The following is an 18,278-nucleotide window of genomic DNA, read 5'->3' on the forward strand; positions in this document are numbered from 1 at the left end:
GTCTTTAGTTATTAAATAATTTTCAAACCAATACTATTCAGAACTAAAGTAATATTTATTTATAACCGAAGATATGAGTAAATTATCTGTTAGATATAAGCATTTAAAACCTAAGTAACTATTTTTGAGTAATAAATCATGACACAACAAAAACTACCTGACTCCAACCAAATCAATCTAAATATTGGTGGGATGAGCTGTGCGTCTTGCGTAGGGCGCGTTGAGCGTGCACTAAAAAAAGTTGACGGTGTTGCAGAGGCTAATGTCAACCTTGCAACCCATAAGGCTCAGATAACACTAAATAAACCATTACCTCCAGAAACGTTAGTCAATGCAGTTACCAGCGCAGGCTATGAAGCACAAATCGTTAAAAACAGTAGCCCCACAGCAGATGATAGTAAACAAGAAAAGGCAGAAATCGGACACCTTAAATGGTCATTAATTATTGCTGTAGTCTTAACTATTCCTGTTTTTCTATTGGAAATGGGTGGGCATGTTTCCAGCACCTTCCACCATATGATTATGAGTACACTAGGAGAACAAAACAGTTGGTATACACAGTGGTTCTTAACAACGCTTGTAATGTTAATCCCCGGATTTAACTTTTATAAAAAAGGTATTCCTGCACTGCTTCATTTAGCTCCTGACATGAACTCATTGGTTGCCGTTGGTACATTGGCAGCTTATTGCTATTCAGTGATTGCTACTTTCATTCCGCAACTACTCCCTGAGGGGACTGTCCATGTTTACTATGAGGCAGCAGCGGTTATTATCACGCTTATTTTAATCGGTCGTCTATTAGAGGCTAAAGCAAAAGGCAGAACCTCTCAAGCCATTAAGCAGCTGGTTCAATTACAAGTTAGTCATGCTAATGTTTACCGTGATGGCCAATTAACCGAAATCCCTATTGATCAAGTTCAACTGGGGGATCTCATAACAGTAAAACCCGGAGAACGTATTCCTGTTGATGGCGTCATCACCGAAGGAAATAGCTATGTTGATGAGTCGATGATTACAGGCGAACCTATTCCCGTCAAAAAACAACCCAATGATCCTGTTGTAGGCAGTACAGTAAACCAGAAGGGAGCGTTAACCGTTCAAGCAACCAAAGTTGGTAATGATACTGTTTTAGCTCAGATCATTCGTATGGTTGAAACAGCGCAAGGGTCAAAACTCCCTATTCAGGCCATTATCGACAAAGTCACTTTATGGTTTGTGCCCACTATCATGGCATTGGCCGTTATTACTTTTATTATCTGGATTATTTTTGCAAAAGACTCCGCATTAAGTTTTGCTTTGGTTAGTGCAGTAGCGGTACTTATCGTTGCATGCCCTTGTGCTATGGGGCTAGCTACACCAGTATCCATTATGGTGGGAACAGGACGAGCCGCCGAATCAGGTATATTCATTCGTAAAGGCGAAGCGCTACAAATTTTAAAAGATATTAAAGTCATTGCCTTAGATAAAACAGGTACATTAACCAAAGGCAAACCTGAACTCACTGATTTTATTTGCGATGAATCTTATGATAAGAATCAAGCAATTACATTGCTAGCCTCTTTAGAGGCCAAATCAGAACACCCTATTGCAGAAGCCATTGTGCAGTATGCTCAAAAGTTTAACCTAAAATTACTGCCTGTCGATAACTTCACTACAGTCACAGGGCAGGGCTTACAGGCCACCATTGAACAACAAACGGTTCAAGTGGGAACAGCCTATTTTATGCAACAGCAAAAGATTAATACCGATAAATTTACTGAAACAGCTACCCGCTTAGCCAAAGAAGGAAAAACTCCTTTTTATATGGCGATTAATCAGCAATTAGTTGCGATCACAGCCGTTGCTGACCCCATCAAAGAAACAACCCCTCAAGCAATCAATGCCTTTCACCAATTAGGGTTAAAGGTGGTCATGATTACCGGCGATAATAAACACACCGCACAAGCGATTGCCAAACAATTAGGTATTGATGAGGTGGTTGCCGAGGTATTACCCGATGGTAAGGTTGAAGCTATTAAATCACTTAAACAACAAGGTAGTCTGGCTTATGTAGGTGACGGCATTAATGATGCCCCAGCCCTTGCTGAAGCTGATATTGGCATAGCCATAGGTACAGGAACAGATGTTGCCATTGAGGCGGCTGATGTCGTCCTCATGTCAGGTGATCTTCTAGGTGTTGTCAAAGCGATCACTTTATCAAAAGCGACTATTCGCAATATTCATCAGAATATCTTCTGGGCATTTGCTTATAATACAGCATTAGTGCCTATTGCCATGGGTATTTTATATCCTTTCTTTGGCATACTACTATCTCCTGCTATCGCTGCTGGGGCAATGGCTTTATCCAGTGTCTTTGTTTTAGGAAATGCGTTAAGGCTTAAACGAATTCCATTAGAAAAATAACAAAGACATTACAACAGAGGCTCATGAAAGGTAATCAATCCTTTATGAGCCTCTTTAGTTCATCTAACCTTATTTCTATAAAATACTTCTTATCAAATAAAAAAAGGAGTACATTAGTCCTCATACTAAATATAAAAGACTCTATATAATGCCTCTTAAACATCTCCTACTTATCTTTTTGGTTATTTTTTCTTGGGGCTTTAGTTATGTAGCAACAAAAGTTGGATTAATGGAGTTGCCTCCTTTCCTCTTTGCTACATTGCGATTTGCGATTTTAATTATTCCTGCTTTATTCATTCCTTTTCCAAAAACAAAGCTATCAGGGCTCATTCTTTTTAGCCTTTCTATGGTTTTTGCTCAATTTGCATTGTTATTTTTAGCCATAAAATTAGGAATGCCCGCAGGGCTAGCTTCTCTTGTCATGCAGTCACAAGCTTTTCTGACCATTATCATGGGAAGTCTCTTTCTAAAAGAAACCATTAAACCCACAACGCTAGTTGGTCTATTCATTGCAGTACTAGGGCTAACGGTTATTGGTTGTGATACGAGTACCAATATGACAATGGTAGGTTTAATATTCACTCTACTTTCAGCTCTGTCTTGGGCAATTGGAAATATTTTAATCAAAAAGCTACAGCCTATTAATAATCTGAGCTTAACTGTGTGGGGATCAGTACTATCAGTTATACCGCTTGCATTATCTTCTTTAATTTTTGAAGGGATAGACACAATAACCCTAAGCCTTTCCAATTTAACATGGGCTGGTATTTTATCTATCCTCTATTTAGGTTTTATTGCCTCACTCTTAGCCTATACACTTTGGGCACGAATGCTCTCTTATTATGCAACCAACTTAATTGCCCCTTTTTCGCTCTTAGTCCCCATCATTGGAATGAGCAGCACAGCCTTCTTTTTACACGAACATTTAACAGTATTTGAGGTAATAGGCGCAGCGATTATTCTACTGGGACTCTCTATTAATGTTTTTGGCAGTCGCATCATGCGTTTTATAAAATCTGCACAATAAAAAATGGCGACTTAATATCGCCATTTTTTCACAATCAGCTAGTAGTTAAACAGCTTTTACATCTATCTTAGCGTTTTGTGCCGCTTTCGCGTAGCTTTCCATTTGATCAAAATTCATATAACGATAAATTTCAGGTGCCATCGTATGAATAGCCTCTGCATACTCCATATACTCTGCAGGCGTTGGTAGTTTACCCAACTTAGCTGCAACAGCTGCTAACTCAGCAGAAGCTAAGTAGACATCAGCACCATCCCCTAAACGGTTAGGGAAGTTACGTGTCGATGTTGAAACGGCTGTACTGTTAGGTTCGATACGCGCCTGATTACCCATACAAAGTGAACAACCAGGAACTTCTGTACGCGCACCAACACGACCATAAATACTGTAGTAACCTTCCTCTATCAATTGGTGTTGATCCATCTTAGTAGGAGGTGTAATCCACAACCGTGTAGGCAACTCTTTTACTTTCTCAAGGAGTTTACCCGCAGCGCGGAAGTGACCAATGTTAGTCATACAGGAACCAATAAAGACTTCATCAATCTTGGCACCTGCTACCTCAGACAATAAACGAGCATCATCTGGATCATTAGGAGCACAGAGAATAGGCTCTTTCACATCAGCTAAATCAATTTCAATCACCGCTGCATATTCAGCATCTTTATCAGCGCTTAACAATTCAGGTTTGGCTAACCACTCTTCCATTTTCTTCGCACGGCGTTCAATGGTACGTTCGTCACCATATCCTTGGCTGATCATCCAACGTAATAAAGTAATGTTAGATTTTAAGTATTCAGCAATAGCTTCTTCTGGTAGCTTAATTGTACAACCTGCTGCTGAACGCTCAGCTGATGCATCAGAAAGTTCAAAAGCTTGCTCAACCGTTAAATTATCTAAACCTTCAATTTCTAAGATACGACCAGAGAAAATATTTTTCTTACCTTTTTTCTCAACCGTTAATAAACCTTGTTGAATAGCATAATAAGGAATCGCATGCACTAAATCACGTAATGTGATGCCAGGTTGCATTTTACCTTTAAAGCGAACCAATACAGACTCAGGCATATCAAGTGGCATAACACCCGTAGCAGCAGCAAATGCTACCAAGCCTGACCCTGCTGGGAAAGAAATACCCATCGGGAAACGTGTATGAGAGTCACCACCTGTACCTACTGTATCAGGCAATACCATACGGTTTAACCAGCTATGGATAATACCATCACCTGGGCGAAGAGAAATACCACCACGGTTACGGATAAAGTCAGGTAATGTATGTTGTGTTGAAACATCAATAGGTTTTGGATAAGCCGCTGTATGGCAGAAAGACTGCATCACTAAATCAGCGGAGAAGCCTAAACACGCTAAATCTTTTAACTCATCACGTGTCATTGGGCCCGTTGTATCTTGCGATCCAACGCTAGCCATTTTAGGCTCACAATAAGCCCCTGGACGAACACCTTCAACACCACAAGCACGACCAACAATTTTTTGAGCTAGTGTAAAGCCTTTTCCATTGTTAGCAGGAACCTCTGGTTTTTTAAATACATCACTCACAGGTAAACCAAGTTCTGTACGCGCCTTATCTGTTAAGCCACGTCCAATAATTAATGGAATACGTCCACCTGCACGCACTTCATCTAATAGAACAGGGGTTTTTAATTCAAAGGTTGCTAATACTTCATCAGAACCATGTTTAGTTACTTTACCCGCATAAGGATAAAGATCAATTAAGTCACCCATATTGAGTTTAGATACATCGAACTCAATTGGTAATGCGCCGGCATCTTCCATTGTGTTATAGAAAATAGGAGCAATCTTAGTACCAAAACAGAAACCACCATCACGCTTATTAGGTACATAAGGAATATCATCCCCAAAATACCAAATCACTGAGTTAGTCGCAGACTTACGAGAAGAGCCTGTACCAACGACATCACCCACATAAGCAACAGGATAACCTTTGGCTTTTACTGCTTCAATTTGCTTTAATGGGCCAACAGTGCCTGGTTGATCAGGATTTATACCGTCACGAGGCATTTTTAACATCGCTAGTGCATGCAATGGAATATCAGGACGTGACCATGCATCAGGTGCAGGAGAGAGATCATCTGTATTGGTTTCGCCGGGAACTTTAAACACAGCGATGGTTACTTTTTCTGGTAGTGCTTTACGGCTTGTAAACCACTCTGCATTTGCCCAAGACTCTAGTACTGCTTTTGCATTTGCATTGCCTGCTTTAGCTTTTTCGGCAACATCATGGAATGAATCAAACATTAAAAGTGTATGCTTTAATTGATCGGCAGCTAAAGCACCTAATGCCTTATCATCTAAAAGATCAACTAACGTACCAATATTATAACCGCCTTGCATGGTACCTAATAATTTAACAGCCAATTCTTTACTAATTAGGGGAGAAACCGCCTCACCTTTTACAATAGCGGATAAGAAACCAGCTTTAACATAAGCTGCTTCATCCACACCTGGTGGTACTCGATTGCTAATAAGGTCAACTAGAAAAGCCTCTTCACCTTTAGGTGGGTTTTTTAATAACTCTACTAAGGCTACTGTTTGATCGGCCGTTAATGGCTGAGGAACTATACCCATGGCAGCGCGTTCTGCCACTTGTTTACGATAAGCTTCAATCACGGTTCTACCCTCTTTTTAGTTCTTAGGCTGATTAGTTTGTTATTAGGATTACCAGCATTCCCATTAAGATTCTCTAAGGAAGCTGCTTTCAAAGTTTTACGTGGAGAAAAGAGGACTCCAAAAATAATAAAACTCGTGACGCTTTGAAAACAGCTTCGATACACTGAAAACCCGTCTCTATTATTTTAATACAATATACTTATAAAGTTAAGCAAGGATAATAAATACATCTTATTTTTAATCAGGTTCCTCATTAAGAGGTAACTTCTTTTCATTATAAGTATTTCTATCTATAGACAACTATCTTTAAAATAGTTTCTCAATAGCTCAAAAAACTGCTCGTTTAGTATAAATTATTCTATAAATATGGCAATTAGCCTAATGTCAGTGACATTTATTTTCAAACCTTTTTTTATAAAAAGATATTACTATATCGCTTATCCTCTACTCAAACGCTCGTCTAAAGTAGCGCAGCTCACGCACCCAAAAACGATTAGGATGACAAGCTTCCATCAAGTCCTGCTCTATAGGCAAAGGCTCATTTTCTAACCAACTGGCTAACATCTCACCGCATAAAGGTGCGGTAATCAAACCACGTGAGCCATGGGCTATATTTAAAAATAATCCATTAACCCATGGGCAAGGAGTATCAGGTATTTTTTTGGCATCTTTTATTAATACTTTATAATCTTCTAAAAAAATATCCCTGTGTGCAATGGGCCCTACAATAGGTAAATAATCGGTGGCTGTACAACGATAAGCAGCCCTACCCTCGAGATCCTCGAGTGCTAAATTGTCAACTCGTAACCGTTCGGCTAAATCTAAAGAAATAGTTTTTAGCGTTTGGATATTTTCATTATGCTCTTGCTTACTAATCAATAAATCGACTGCATGAAAATTAAAAGTGGCACCCAAGCAGTGTTTATCATCCTTGGCGGGTGAAATATATCCATCACTACAAATTACTGAGGAAAGTGATTCACTACGTTGGTTTGCAGGTAACTCTGTTGTTTGCCCTCGAATACCTTTAATCGGTAATTTAGACGTAACAGAGAACTGTCTAGTATCTTGTGCAGTCGCCAACACTACCACCTCTGCCGATGCCAATACACCACTTGAACCCTTAGCTTGCCATTGTTGTCCATCATGAGCCAACGAAACCACATCCTGATGACATAGCACCTCAATATTAGGATGTGTCAATAACACTTGGCATAAAACACGTGGTTTTACCCAGCCCCCCTCAGGAAAGAGCAAGCCTTGGTGATTAACAGATAGCCCAGCTACTTGACTCGCACCCTCTTGAGTAATTGGTGACAATAGCGAAGAAGAAAAGGCCTCTGCTAATTGTTGTTGCCGTTTCCACTCTTTGTCATCAAAAGCCAACTGTAAAAGGCCACAGTCATCCCAATCATCGCCTTTCTTTAAAACGCCTTGTGCAGTTAACGTTTCTAATAACCGACGAGTATAGCCAAACCCTTCAAGCAATAAGCGTGATTGCAAGGTTTGATGAGCCGATAATTTCAAATACAGAATACCCTGAGCATTCCCCGACCCTGCCCTCGCTACTTCTTCCCTCTTCTCTAACACGACTACTTGCCAACCTCTAGTAGCCAAACTAGCAGCTGTTGAAGCGCCTGCCACACCAGCACCGACAACAATAGCCCTGCGCTTTGTAAAAACGGGAGTAGGCAATCGACAGTACCAAGGAGGAATAATATCTGCACGAGATGTTATTTTGTCAGTATTTCCAACAAAATGTCCAAAAAGCATTTCGCGCTTATTAGCAAATCCAATATCTTTATCAATGGCAAAACCTGCTTCAATCAAGCCACGGCGCACAAAGCCCGCACTAGTAAAGGTTGCTAACGTAGTGTCATTTTTAGATAAACGCGCTAATTGTTTAAATAAATCATCTGTCCACATTTGTGGATTCTTAGCAGGTGAAAAACCATCCAAAAACCACGCATCCACTGTTGCATTTAATAAGGGTAGCTGAGCATGAACATCACCCACTAATAGAGTTAGCACCACACGCCCATTAGCAAATACAAAGCGCTGATATCCTTCATGGACAGCCACGTATTGCTCAAGCAGAGCATCGCGCCACTCAGCCAAGTCATCCCATAATGACAAAGCTTGTGTTAAATCATCTTTAGTAAGCGGGTGTTTTTCAACTGAAATATAGTGCAGTGTTGTATTGGTCGGTGCTATTTGTTCAAATAACCGCCAGCCGCATAAAAAATTTAGCCCTGAACCAAACCCCGTTTCACCAATAACAAAAAAATCATGATCTTTTAACTGCTTAAACCTATCAAACAACTGATTATGTTTTAAAAAAACATACTCCGTTTCTTCTAATCCTGAAGCTTTTGAAAAATAAACATCATCAAACTCTATTGAGATAGGTTGCCCATGTTCATCCCAAACAAGATCAGCATAATTAATCTTTGTCATAGCTAGCCATTAGTCATAAAGATTATTTATTATACCTAGAATCTGGCAAATAAATTAGATTAATCATTCCCCAATTTTTGTGTTGGCTAAACATTAACAAACCATGGCCTTATCATAAACATAAGGCCACTGCATGGTTTATAGCACCGTTATAACATCCATTAATGAGCTCTTTTAATTTTTATTTCTCATGCTCAATGTCAAAATATGACAATATATTATTTTTTAATCAGATAACTAACCCCTTAAGCCAGCCCAATACATCAACAGTTTTATCAAACCGGATAACACGCTTAGTCCAACAACTCCTGCACACCAAAGACCTAAAAACCATAGTATTTTTTTAGTTTTAGCTAACTTGACTTGCATGTTCATCTCCTAATTAATGGTGGTACCCTTCACCTGCTTTAACTTTTCCTCTGAATACGTAATAAGTCCAAGCGGTGTACATCAGAACAATAGGCAATATAAAAAGAGTTCCTATCAATGCAAACAACTGGCTTTGTGCAGGTGCAGCAGCTTCCCAAATTGTAATGGAAGTTGGAATAACATATGGCCAAACACTAATAACAAAACCAAACAACCCTAGAAAAATCAAAAATAACGAGAGTATAAAGGGCGAAGAATGTACCTCTTTGTGGCAAGCTTTCCAAATCCCATAACTGATTAATACCACTAGCAACGGAACAACTGATAATATAAAAATATTAGGCATATTAAACCAACGCTCAGCGATTTGCTTGTGAAGCATAGGCGTTATAATGCTTATGATAATAAGGACAATAAAAAATATACCCACCAAATACGAGGCTATTTGTTTCATTTTTGCCTGTAGATGGTGCTCTGTTTTCATAATGAGCCATGTGCTTCCTAAAAGTGCATAGGCAATAATCAACCCAACACCACAAAATAAAGGGAAAAAAGTAAACCAATCAAAATACCCACCCACGAAATGACGATCAACAACTTCAAAACCATAAATAAAAGCGCCAATAGTCACTCCTTGAAAGAACGTAGCGATTAAAGAACCGATAACAAATGCCTTATCCCAAAAAGCCCTATGGCTGGGTGTTGCCTTAAAACGAAACTCAAAAGCAACACCTCTAAAAATCAAACCAAGTAACATCAAAGTTAACGGAATAGTAAGCGCATCCAATATAACCGCATAGGCTAAGGGAAATGCACCAAATAAAGCAGCACCACCCAAAACAAGCCATGTTTCATTACCATCCCAAACAGGTGCTACGGTGTTAATAAGAATGTCTTTTTCTTCAGCATCTTTGACAAAAGGAAATAAAATCCCAATACCTAAATCAAAGCCATCCATAAAAACATACATCGCAACACCAATGAGTATAAGTGCCGCCCATATTAAAGAAAGATCAATAGCCATGTTTATTCCTCCCTATGGGTTAATTGAGCATAATCAATAGGTTGAGATATAGCACCTTTTTTCATTTGCTTAATCATATAAAAGTAGCCAATACCAAACACAAACGAATAAACCACCACAAAACAAAGTAGGCTTATACTCATTTGTAAATCACCATGAGCAGAGGCAGCATCTTTGGTTCTTAATACACCATAAACAACCCATGGTTGACGGCCTAATTCCGTCACGAACCATCCGGCTAAAATAGCCACTAATCCAGAGGGGCCCATAAGTAGAACAAAACGTAGCCACCAACGTCCTTGATAAAGGTTCTTTTTATACCGACGATAAAGCCCCACAATTCCTAAAAGAAGCATTAACATACCAATACCCACCATAATTCTAAAGCTCCAGAATACAAAAGGAACATTGGGTCTATCTTGTGGAGGAACATCTTTTAAAGCAGGTATTTGCTCAGTAAAACTGTGCTTTAGAATCAAACTTCCCAAGACAGGAATTTCGATTTTATATTTTGTTTCTTCGGCTTTCATATCAGGCCAACCGAATAGAATAAGTGGTGTTGGTTCATCACCTATATTTTCCCAATGCCCTTCCATTGCGGCTATTTTGGTGGGTTGATATTTAAGCGTATTTAACCCATGGGAGTCACCAGCTAAAAATTGTAAAGGTACAACGATAATGATGAACCATAAAGCCATCGAAAACATTTTCTTATTTTCATCAGTCTTATTGCCTTGTAACAAATGCCAAGCGCCAACTGCAGCAACGAGAAATGCAGTGCTCAAAAAAGCAGCAATCCCCATATGAACTAAACGGTGTAAAAATGATGGGTTAAATACTATAGCAAACCAATCAAGTGGAATAACTTGATTATTAACTACCTCGTAACCTTGTGGCGTTTGCATCCAGCTATTTGAAGACAAAATCCAAAACATTGAAATATTAGTGCCTAGTGAAACCATAGCCGTTGCAAAAAAATGCAAATGAGGCCCTACTTTCTTCCAACCAAACAACATGACACCTAGAAACCCAGCCTCTAAGAAAAAAGCTGTCATCACCTCATAAGTCAGAAGCGGCCCGGTGATACTCCCAGCGAAAGCGGAAAATCCACTCCAGTTAGTACCAAACTGAAAAGCCATTACCAAGCCTGAAACAACCCCCATACCAAAATTAACAGCAAAAATCTTCGCCCAAAAAACACATAGGTTATAATAAATTTTGTTATTTGTTTTTAACCAAAGTCCCTCTAAAACGACAATATAAGTAGAAAGACCTATCGTAATGGCAGGAAAAATAATGTGAAAAGAAACTGTAAAAGCGAACTGAATACGTGCGATATCTATGGCGTCAAGACCAAACATGCTCCTTACCCCCAACCTGATGTTTCAAAAATATAATTTGGGCTAATTAATAATCCAATTTAGACTATAAGACAATTGAACAATAAATAACAGAATCAAATTTATTAAAAAAAACCATATCAGATTGATGAATGTGGTCATCTGATCTATTTAAAAGATTTAATTAAATTGCCTAATTTTTGTATAGCAAGTTCTAACTTATCAGACCATGCTTGCCCATAATTTAAGCGTATACAGTTATTAAACCCTTGTGAAGCTGAAAAAATTGCACCAGGAGCAATACAGATTCCATTTGCTAAAGCAATTTTATATAACTGTAATGAATCTATATTTTTATCGAGCTCAACCCATAAAAAATAGCCTCCCTTTGGCTTGGTGACTGCAATATTTTTTGGGAAGTATTTTACAATGGCAGAAAGCATGCTAGCTTGAGAGCAAGCCAATACATGCCTTAATTTACGTAAATGCCTATCATAACCACCGTACTGTAAATAGTTAGCAATAGCTGCTTGAGCAGGAACAGAGGTCGACAACGTTGACATTAGTTTAAGTCGATTAACTTTTTCTGCATAGCGCCCTGCCGCAACATACCCTACACGATACCCAGGAGCTAATGATTTAGAAAATGAGCCACAATGCATAATCAAACCATGCTTATCAAAACTTTTTAATAACTTAGGTGGCGTTTCATCAAAATAAAGCTCGTGGTAAACATCATCAATCACCGTAGGCGTTTGGTATTTATTAAGAATATGATACAACTGCTCTTTGTCTTCATCTGAAATAGTGGCACCTGTTGGGTTTTGAAAATTTGTCATAAGGCAACAGGTCTTAATAGGTAGTTTTTGCAACGCTTTCTCTAGAGCTTCTAAATCAATACCCTTACGAGGATGCGTAGGAATTTCCACAGCTTTTAACTTTAATCGCTCTAAAATTTGTAGAATGGCATAAAATGCTGGGGACTCGATTGCCACTAAATCGCCAGGTTTAGTCACCGCTTGTAAGCATAAATTTAAAGCCTCCATCACACCATTGGTGATAATCACCTCATCCATCGACAAGTTGACATTATTGAGCATATAACGTAATACAATCTGACGCCGCAAATCAACATTACCTGTTGTCATATCCGCAATATAGTTATGATGCCTACTCTTAAAATCAGTGAGTGCATGATTCATACTGCGCTGCAAACGCGCCATTGGAAATAAATCTGTACTGGGATAAAAAGCACAAAAAAGAACTGCTTCATTATTCCTAATTACATCCATGACTGAAAAAATCAGATCACTTACACTCACTTCTGTCGTAACGACTTCAATATCTTTAATATCAGGTTCAGGAAGAGTGTCTTGTAATAATGGACGTACAAAATAACCAGACTTTTCACGTGCGAAAATTAATCCCCTATCTTCTAATAAATAATAAGCTTTAAAAACTGTCGATGGGCTAATTTTATAAACTTTACTTGCATGACGTACCGATGGTAACTTTTGTCCAGTTTGCAATACACCTGATTTTATCAAATGGGTTATTTCTTCAGCAAACTGCTCATAACGCTTCATAATAAATACTCTCTTCTATCCTATATATTATTTAACACGCATAAAAAATATATTACTAGTCATAGCCGAAATTTTATTAGAAATAATACATTTAAAAATAAGATAACTAGAGAATAATGCATAAGCACTAAAATACTGACATTAACTCTTAAAATAAAAAACCCCATAAATTACTTTATGGGGTTCTAATAAATTAGAGTTAATTAAACGCTGTAATATAACTCATACTCTAGTGGGTGTACGAATGTTCTTACTTTAATTTCTTCTGCTGCTTTTAGCTCAATATAAGCATCAATAAGTCCATCGTTAAACACACCACCTTTGGTTAAGAATTCACGGTCTGCATCTAATGCTTCTAGCGCTTCTTTTAAGCTTCCACATACTTGAGGAATTGCTTTTGACTCTTCTGGTGGTAAATCATATAAATTCTTATCCGCGGCATCGCCAGGATGAATTTTATTTTGAATACCATCAAGACCCGCCATTAACAATGCCGCAAACGCAAAATATGGGTTAGCCGCAGGATCAGGAAAACGCGCCTCAATACGACGAGCTTTAGGGCTAGTCACGTAAGGAATACGAATAGAAGCCGAACGGTTACGTGCTGAATACGCTAACATAACAGGGGCTTCAAATCCTGGCACTAAACGCTTATAAGAGTTTGTTGATGGGTTAGTAAATGCATTTAAGGCCTTACCGTGTTTAATAATACCACCAATAAAATACAACGCTGTGTCAGAAAGTCCTGCATAGCCATCACCAGAGAAAGTATTTTTACCATCTTTAGCAATAGATAGATGCACGTGCATACCTGAACCATTATCACCATAAAGTGGTTTTGGCATAAAGGTAGCTGTTCTCCCGTAAATATCAGCCACATTATGGATCACATATTTCAGTGTTTGTACTTCATCAGCTTTCGCTACAAGAGTATTAAATTTAACACCAATCTCATTTTGACCTGCTGTGGCTACTTCATGGTGATGAACTTCAACCACTTGTCCCATTTCTTCCAATGCATTACACATCGCCGTACGAATTTCGTGGTCATGATCAACAGGGGGCACAGGGAAATAACCACCTTTCAAACCAGGGCGATGGCCTCTGTTGCCATCTTCAAAATCAGCATCAGTATTCCAACAACCTTGCTCAGAAATAATTTTGAACATAGAACCCGATACGTCAGACTTATATTTAACTTCATCAAAGATAAAGAATTCAGGTTCAGGACCAACAAAAACAGTATCACCAATGCCAGTTGATTTTAAATATTCTTCTGCACGTTTAGCCACGCCGCGTGGATCACGATCATAACCTTGCATAGTTGCAGGTTCAATAATGTCACACACGATAATCAATGTAGGCTCAACAGTAAAAGGATCTAATACAGCTGTACTGTCATCTGGCATTAAAATCATATCAGAGGCTTCAATCCCCTTCCAACCAGCCATTGAAGAACCATCAAACATTTTACCTGCTTCAAAGAAATCTTCATCCACATCACGTGCTGGCATTGATAAATGTTGTTGTTTACCTTTAGTATCGGTAAAACGTAAATCGATCCACTTTACATCATGCTCTTTAATTAATTGCATTGTCTTTGACATAATCGTCTCCAAAAGATATGGCTAACAGCTAAAGTATTTCTAGCAAATAAAAAAACATCCCACTGATAGGGCTATCATAAACCTTATACTTACAAAAGCAAATTATATGCCATCCTCAAATAACCATGATTTACAGAGAACCAATGCAAATTAATGCCGAATAATGCACCAAAATAGCACATACACTTTCATGACAGCGCCATAATAGTGCGCGCTATTGTTAGTTTAAACTCACTATTTTCCCTGGGTTTAAAATATTCTTAGGATCAAACGCACGCTTCAAGGCTCGCATCATATCTAATGCATTCTCACCATGCTCCTCTACTAGAAAGGGTATTTTATGCACTCCAACCCCATGTTCGCCCGTACAAGTACCATCCATTGCGATAGCACGCTGTACAATCCCATGATTAATACGCTCCATTTCAGCCACTTCTTCGGCATTTTTAGGATCAATTAACAAAATCACATGGTAATTACCATCCCCAACATGCCCCACAATAGTATAAGCAATACTTGACTTTGCTAACTCGTCAATCGTCACATCAATGCTCTCTGCCAATCTTGAAATAGGCACACAGACATCTGTACTCACACCACGGCAACCAGGCTTTAATTGCATGGATGCAAAAAATGCATTATGCCTTGCAGTCCATAACTTATTACGGTCTTCTGTTTGTGTAGCCCAATTAAAATCCTGTCCTCCAGTCTCTTTTGCAATTTCTTGCACCATGCTGGACTGCTCTGTCACCCCATCGGGCGTACCATGAAACTCAAATAAAAGTACCGGTGATTCTTTCAAATCAAGATGGCTGTATTGATTAACCGCTTTCACTGCTGCTGTATCCATAATCTCAACACGCGCCACAGGAATTCCCATTTGAATAGTTGCAATAACGCACTGCACGGCATCTTGTACTGTAGGAAAACTACAAATAGCAGCTGAAATACCCTCAGGTTGAACATGAAGCTTAACCGTCACCTCGGTGATAATTCCTAGCGTCCCTTCACTTCCTACAAAAATGGCAGTTAAGTCATAACCCGCTGAGGATTTCTTCGCACGACTACTAGTGCGAATTACCTTTCCTTCAGCTGTCACAACAGTTAGGGAAACCACATTATCACGCATTGTTCCATAACGCACTGCATTAGTACCAGAAGCACGGGTTGCAGCCATACCGCCAATAGTTGCATCAGCACCAGGGTCAATAGGAAAAAATAATCCCATATTTCGTGTTTCATGGTTTAACTGCTTGCGTGTTACTCCTGCCTGCACCGTAGCAGTTAAATCCTCAGGATTAACCGCTACAATATGGTTCATTTCAGATAAATCAATCGTCACCCCACCAGAAAAAGGTAACACATGCCCCTCAATAGAAGACCCTGCACCAAATGCGATCACAGGTACATCATGCTCATTACAAAGTTTCACGACAGTAACAACATCATCTGTTGATCTTGCAAATACCACTGCATCGGGTGGACAGGTTGCATACATCGACTCATCACGACCATGATGTTCCCTAACCGCTAATGCTGTAGAAACACGATCACCCAAGGCAGAGGTTAACGCATCTAAAAAAATATTAGAAACGGGTCTTCTCGTACAAGTATTCATATATATCCTAAAAAGAGTTAACTAATTTATAAAAAACATTAATCAACATTACACCACGACAAATAAGCATTTCAATAAAATTTTAAAACAAAAGCTATAGGGTTTACCTAATTAATTTCTTACATACTAAAATTCACAACTATCGTATTTCATAACAAAGCGGTTTATCATAGATCAATAAAAATGATGACTTATAGAGAACACACGAACAACTATAGACATGACAATGCGTAAACCTGCTGATTTTTTCATGATACAAACCATGCTAATCATTTGTATTACTTGGAGCCTACAACAAATATTTATCAAACTCGCCGCTAACGATATAACCCCCATCATGCAAGCTAGCCTGCGTAATGGTATTGCGGCCTTGCTTGTTGGTTTAATGATCGTTATAAAAAAAGGCTGGAGTCCTTCATGGAAAGGAACACTTAAACCTGGCATCATTACAGGTATCATATTTGCTGGCGAATTCTTGTTCATAGCACTAGGGCTACAATATACCTCAGCGTCACACATCGCCATATTTCTCTATACGGGCCCCATTTTCACAGCACTAGGGTTAAATTTCTTTGTTGCTACGGAACGCCTAAAACCACTACAGTGGATCGGAATTACCATCTGCTTTATTGGCATACTCACCGCCTTTGGTAGCAGTCTTCTACAGAATGAAATAGATATAACCAGTCTGCTGGGGGATTTTTTTGGACTACTTGCTGGCCTTTTTTTGGGATCAATCACCGTTATCATACGTTCTACAAAACTCTCTGAAGCACCTCCCACACTAACACTCTTTTACCAACTACTGATTGGTTTTATTATACTCCTCATCATAGCTCTCATTTCAGGGCAATCAGCCATATTTCACCTTACGCCTATTGCCATCAGTAGCTTAATATTCCAAGGTGTCATTGTCTCTTTCATCAGCTATCTTATTTGGTTTTGGCTACTACGAAAATATGTAGCAACAACACTCACCATCTTCACCCTAATGACTCCTATATTTGGTGTTGGTTTTGGTGTACTCATCTTAAATGACAAACTCACCACTAACTTTATAATAGGTGCAATATTTATATTACTAGGCATACTCCTTGTTAGTAACGAAGCCACTTTATCGCGTTTTATTAAACGCTTGCATAAATAAAAAGGAGAATACAAAATGCAATTACATGAATGGACCCAAGACCCCAAACAAGCCATCATCCTACAAAAACAACTAGCTTCCAGAGTTGAGAAGAATGATAGACTCCCTGATAAAATAAATTTTGTTGCAGGCGTTGACATAGGGTTTGAAAAGCAAGGTGAAGATACAATCACCCGCGCTGTTATTGTCGTATTGAACTACCCAACACTCCAAGTTGTCGATTATGCACTGCATCGCGAACCCACCAGAATGCCATACATACCAGGGCTACTCTCCTTTCGAGAAGTACCTGCTGCTATTGCTGCATACCAAAAACTTAAGCAACAACCAGATCTGCTTATGGTCGACGGACAAGGAATCGCCCACCCAAGAAGGCTTGGGGTAGCCTCACACCTTGGGCTATGGCTAGATAAACCAACCCTTGGTGTAGCCAAAAAAAGACTCTGTGGAAAACACCCCGAGCTTCCACCACAAAAAGGAAGTCATGTTCCTCTAGAAGATAAAGGCGAAATAATTGGTACCGTTTTACGCTCAAAAGACAACATTAACCCACTATACCTATCCATAGGCCATCGCATAAGCCTACAAACAGCTTGTAACTGGGTTAACGCTTGCCTAACTAAATACAAACTCCCAGAACCGACAAGGCAAGCTGATCGATTAGCCTCTCGCCGCGTTCCAGAAGAACAGATATTCAAAGAATGGCAAATACTCTAGCGTCTTTTTAACTTAAACTGCCTAAAAGACCAATACTCAAGCAATGTAAAAATAGCCACTAAAATAGCTACAATAGCGGCTGTTTCCATTAACCAAATCATTTTAAAACCTAGCGCAACAACAATAAGCACCAAACAAGCAACCACTAATCTAATCCCTGATTTAACTAAAAGTCTCGAACGTCTAATACGTCGGCTAATTTTCATAGCAACTTGTAACCTTTGTCATATATACACCACACTATTTTTAACAAAATAAAAAATAAATGCAAGGGAGCAAGTCAGTCTATTGATAAAATAATAAAAAGAACACAACCTGCCAAAAATAACACCCTGTACCT

General features: G+C 39.0%; 12 protein-coding genes and 1 pseudogene. 4 read left to right on the forward strand and 9 right to left on the reverse strand.

Going from position 1 to position 18,278, the window contains the following annotated elements; translation table 11 throughout:
• The first annotated feature begins 138 nt into the window (after window positions 1-138).
• Window positions 139-2,403, forward strand: coding sequence for a heavy metal translocating P-type ATPase (locus DM558_RS10260; RefSeq protein ID WP_127163927.1), 2,265 nt, complete (start codon window positions 139-141; stop codon window positions 2,401-2,403).
• Between the two features lie 148 nt (window positions 2,404-2,551).
• Window positions 2,552-3,430 (forward strand): EamA family transporter, encoded by an 879-nt coding sequence (locus DM558_RS10265; RefSeq protein WP_127163928.1) that lies wholly within the window; start codon window positions 2,552-2,554, stop codon window positions 3,428-3,430.
• A 45-nt stretch (window positions 3,431-3,475) separates the two neighbouring features.
• Here the strand turns inward: DM558_RS10265 and acnB are convergent, their stop codons facing one another.
• The 8 genes and pseudogenes from acnB to DM558_RS10305 all read right to left on the reverse strand — a co-directional run bounded on the left by acnB (window position 3,476) and on the right by DM558_RS10305 (window position 16,074).
• The gene (gene acnB / locus DM558_RS10270; RefSeq protein ID WP_109701795.1) at window positions 3,476-6,073 is read right to left on the reverse strand and encodes a bifunctional aconitate hydratase 2/2-methylisocitrate dehydratase; all 2,598 of its coding nucleotides are present in this window, start codon (window positions 6,071-6,073) and stop codon (window positions 3,476-3,478) included.
• Between the two features lie 444 nt (window positions 6,074-6,517).
• Window positions 6,518-8,530, reverse strand: coding sequence for a bifunctional tRNA (5-methylaminomethyl-2-thiouridine)(34)-methyltransferase MnmD/FAD-dependent 5-carboxymethylaminomethyl-2-thiouridine(34) oxidoreductase MnmC (gene mnmC, locus DM558_RS10275; protein WP_127163929.1), 2,013 nt, complete (start codon window positions 8,528-8,530; stop codon window positions 6,518-6,520).
• 237 nt (window positions 8,531-8,767) lie between these two features.
• Window positions 8,768-8,899 carry a DUF2474 family protein gene (locus DM558_RS10280; RefSeq protein WP_127163930.1) on the reverse strand — a complete coding sequence of 44 codons (132 nt, stop codon included), beginning with the start codon at window positions 8,897-8,899 and terminating at the stop codon, window positions 8,768-8,770.
• 13 nt (window positions 8,900-8,912) lie between these two features.
• A complete protein-coding gene (gene cydB, locus DM558_RS10285; protein ID WP_127163931.1) occupies window positions 8,913-9,923 on the reverse strand; it encodes a cytochrome d ubiquinol oxidase subunit II in 1,011 nt (336 codons plus the stop codon).
• A gap of 53 nt (window positions 9,924-9,976) precedes the next feature.
• Window positions 9,977-11,284, reverse strand: a pseudogene (locus DM558_RS10290) (cytochrome ubiquinol oxidase subunit I); the annotation flags it as partial.
• A 146-nt stretch (window positions 11,285-11,430) separates the two neighbouring features.
• A complete protein-coding gene (locus DM558_RS10295; protein WP_127163933.1) occupies window positions 11,431-12,849 on the reverse strand; it encodes an aminotransferase-like domain-containing protein in 1,419 nt (472 codons plus the stop codon).
• 203 nt (window positions 12,850-13,052) lie between these two features.
• Complete coding sequence (glnA, locus tag DM558_RS10300) at window positions 13,053-14,456, reverse strand: glutamate--ammonia ligase (protein WP_109701790.1); 1,404 nt, start codon at window positions 14,454-14,456, stop codon at window positions 13,053-13,055.
• 220 nt (window positions 14,457-14,676) lie between these two features.
• Complete coding sequence (locus DM558_RS10305) at window positions 14,677-16,074, reverse strand: FAD-binding oxidoreductase (protein ID WP_127163934.1); 1,398 nt, start codon at window positions 16,072-16,074, stop codon at window positions 14,677-14,679.
• A gap of 226 nt (window positions 16,075-16,300) precedes the next feature.
• Between DM558_RS10305 and DM558_RS10310 the strand changes: the two genes are divergently transcribed.
• Window positions 16,301-17,221 (forward strand): DMT family transporter, encoded by a 921-nt coding sequence (locus DM558_RS10310; RefSeq protein ID WP_127164875.1) that lies wholly within the window; start codon window positions 16,301-16,303, stop codon window positions 17,219-17,221.
• 15 nt (window positions 17,222-17,236) lie between these two features.
• On the forward strand, window positions 17,237-17,938 hold the full coding sequence (nfi, locus tag DM558_RS10315; RefSeq protein WP_127163935.1) for a deoxyribonuclease V: 702 nt from the start codon (window positions 17,237-17,239) through the stop codon (window positions 17,936-17,938).
• On the opposite strand, the gene DM558_RS10320 is transcribed toward nfi, so the two are convergent.
• A complete protein-coding gene (locus DM558_RS10320) occupies window positions 17,935-18,144 on the reverse strand; it encodes a hypothetical protein (protein ID WP_127163936.1) in 210 nt (69 codons plus the stop codon). The genes nfi and DM558_RS10320 overlap by 4 nt on opposite strands.
• Window positions 18,145-18,278 lie beyond the last annotated feature (134 nt).

The sequence above is a fragment of the Entomomonas moraniae genome, from assembly GCF_003991975.1.
Lineage (GTDB): Bacteria > Pseudomonadota > Gammaproteobacteria > Pseudomonadales > Pseudomonadaceae > Entomomonas > Entomomonas moraniae.

Bases quoted from the DNA above. Each gene is read 5' to 3' on its own strand.
- DM558_RS10320 (WP_127163936.1), bottom strand. From the start codon at position 18,144: ATGAAAATTAGCCGACGTATTAGACGTTCGAGACTTTTAGTTAAATCA.
- DM558_RS10310 (WP_127164875.1), top strand. From the start codon at position 16,301: ATGCGTAAACCTGCTGATTTTTTCATGATACAAACCATGCTAATCATT.
- DM558_RS10280 (WP_127163930.1), bottom strand. From the start codon at position 8,899: ATGCAAGTCAAGTTAGCTAAAACTAAAAAAATACTATGGTTTTTAGGT.
- DM558_RS10265 (WP_127163928.1), top strand. From the start codon at position 2,552: ATGCCTCTTAAACATCTCCTACTTATCTTTTTGGTTATTTTTTCTTGG.
- cydB (WP_127163931.1), bottom strand. From the start codon at position 9,923: ATGGCTATTGATCTTTCTTTAATATGGGCGGCACTTATACTCATTGGT.
- DM558_RS10295 (WP_127163933.1), bottom strand. From the start codon at position 12,849: ATGAAGCGTTATGAGCAGTTTGCTGAAGAAATAACCCATTTGATAAAA.
- mnmC (WP_127163929.1), bottom strand. From the start codon at position 8,530: ATGACAAAGATTAATTATGCTGATCTTGTTTGGGATGAACATGGGCAA.
- nfi (WP_127163935.1), top strand. From the start codon at position 17,237: ATGCAATTACATGAATGGACCCAAGACCCCAAACAAGCCATCATCCTA.
- DM558_RS10260 (WP_127163927.1), top strand. From the start codon at position 139: ATGACACAACAAAAACTACCTGACTCCAACCAAATCAATCTAAATATT.
- glnA (WP_109701790.1), bottom strand. From the start codon at position 14,456: ATGTCAAAGACAATGCAATTAATTAAAGAGCATGATGTAAAGTGGATC.
- DM558_RS10305 (WP_127163934.1), bottom strand. From the start codon at position 16,074: ATGAATACTTGTACGAGAAGACCCGTTTCTAATATTTTTTTAGATGCG.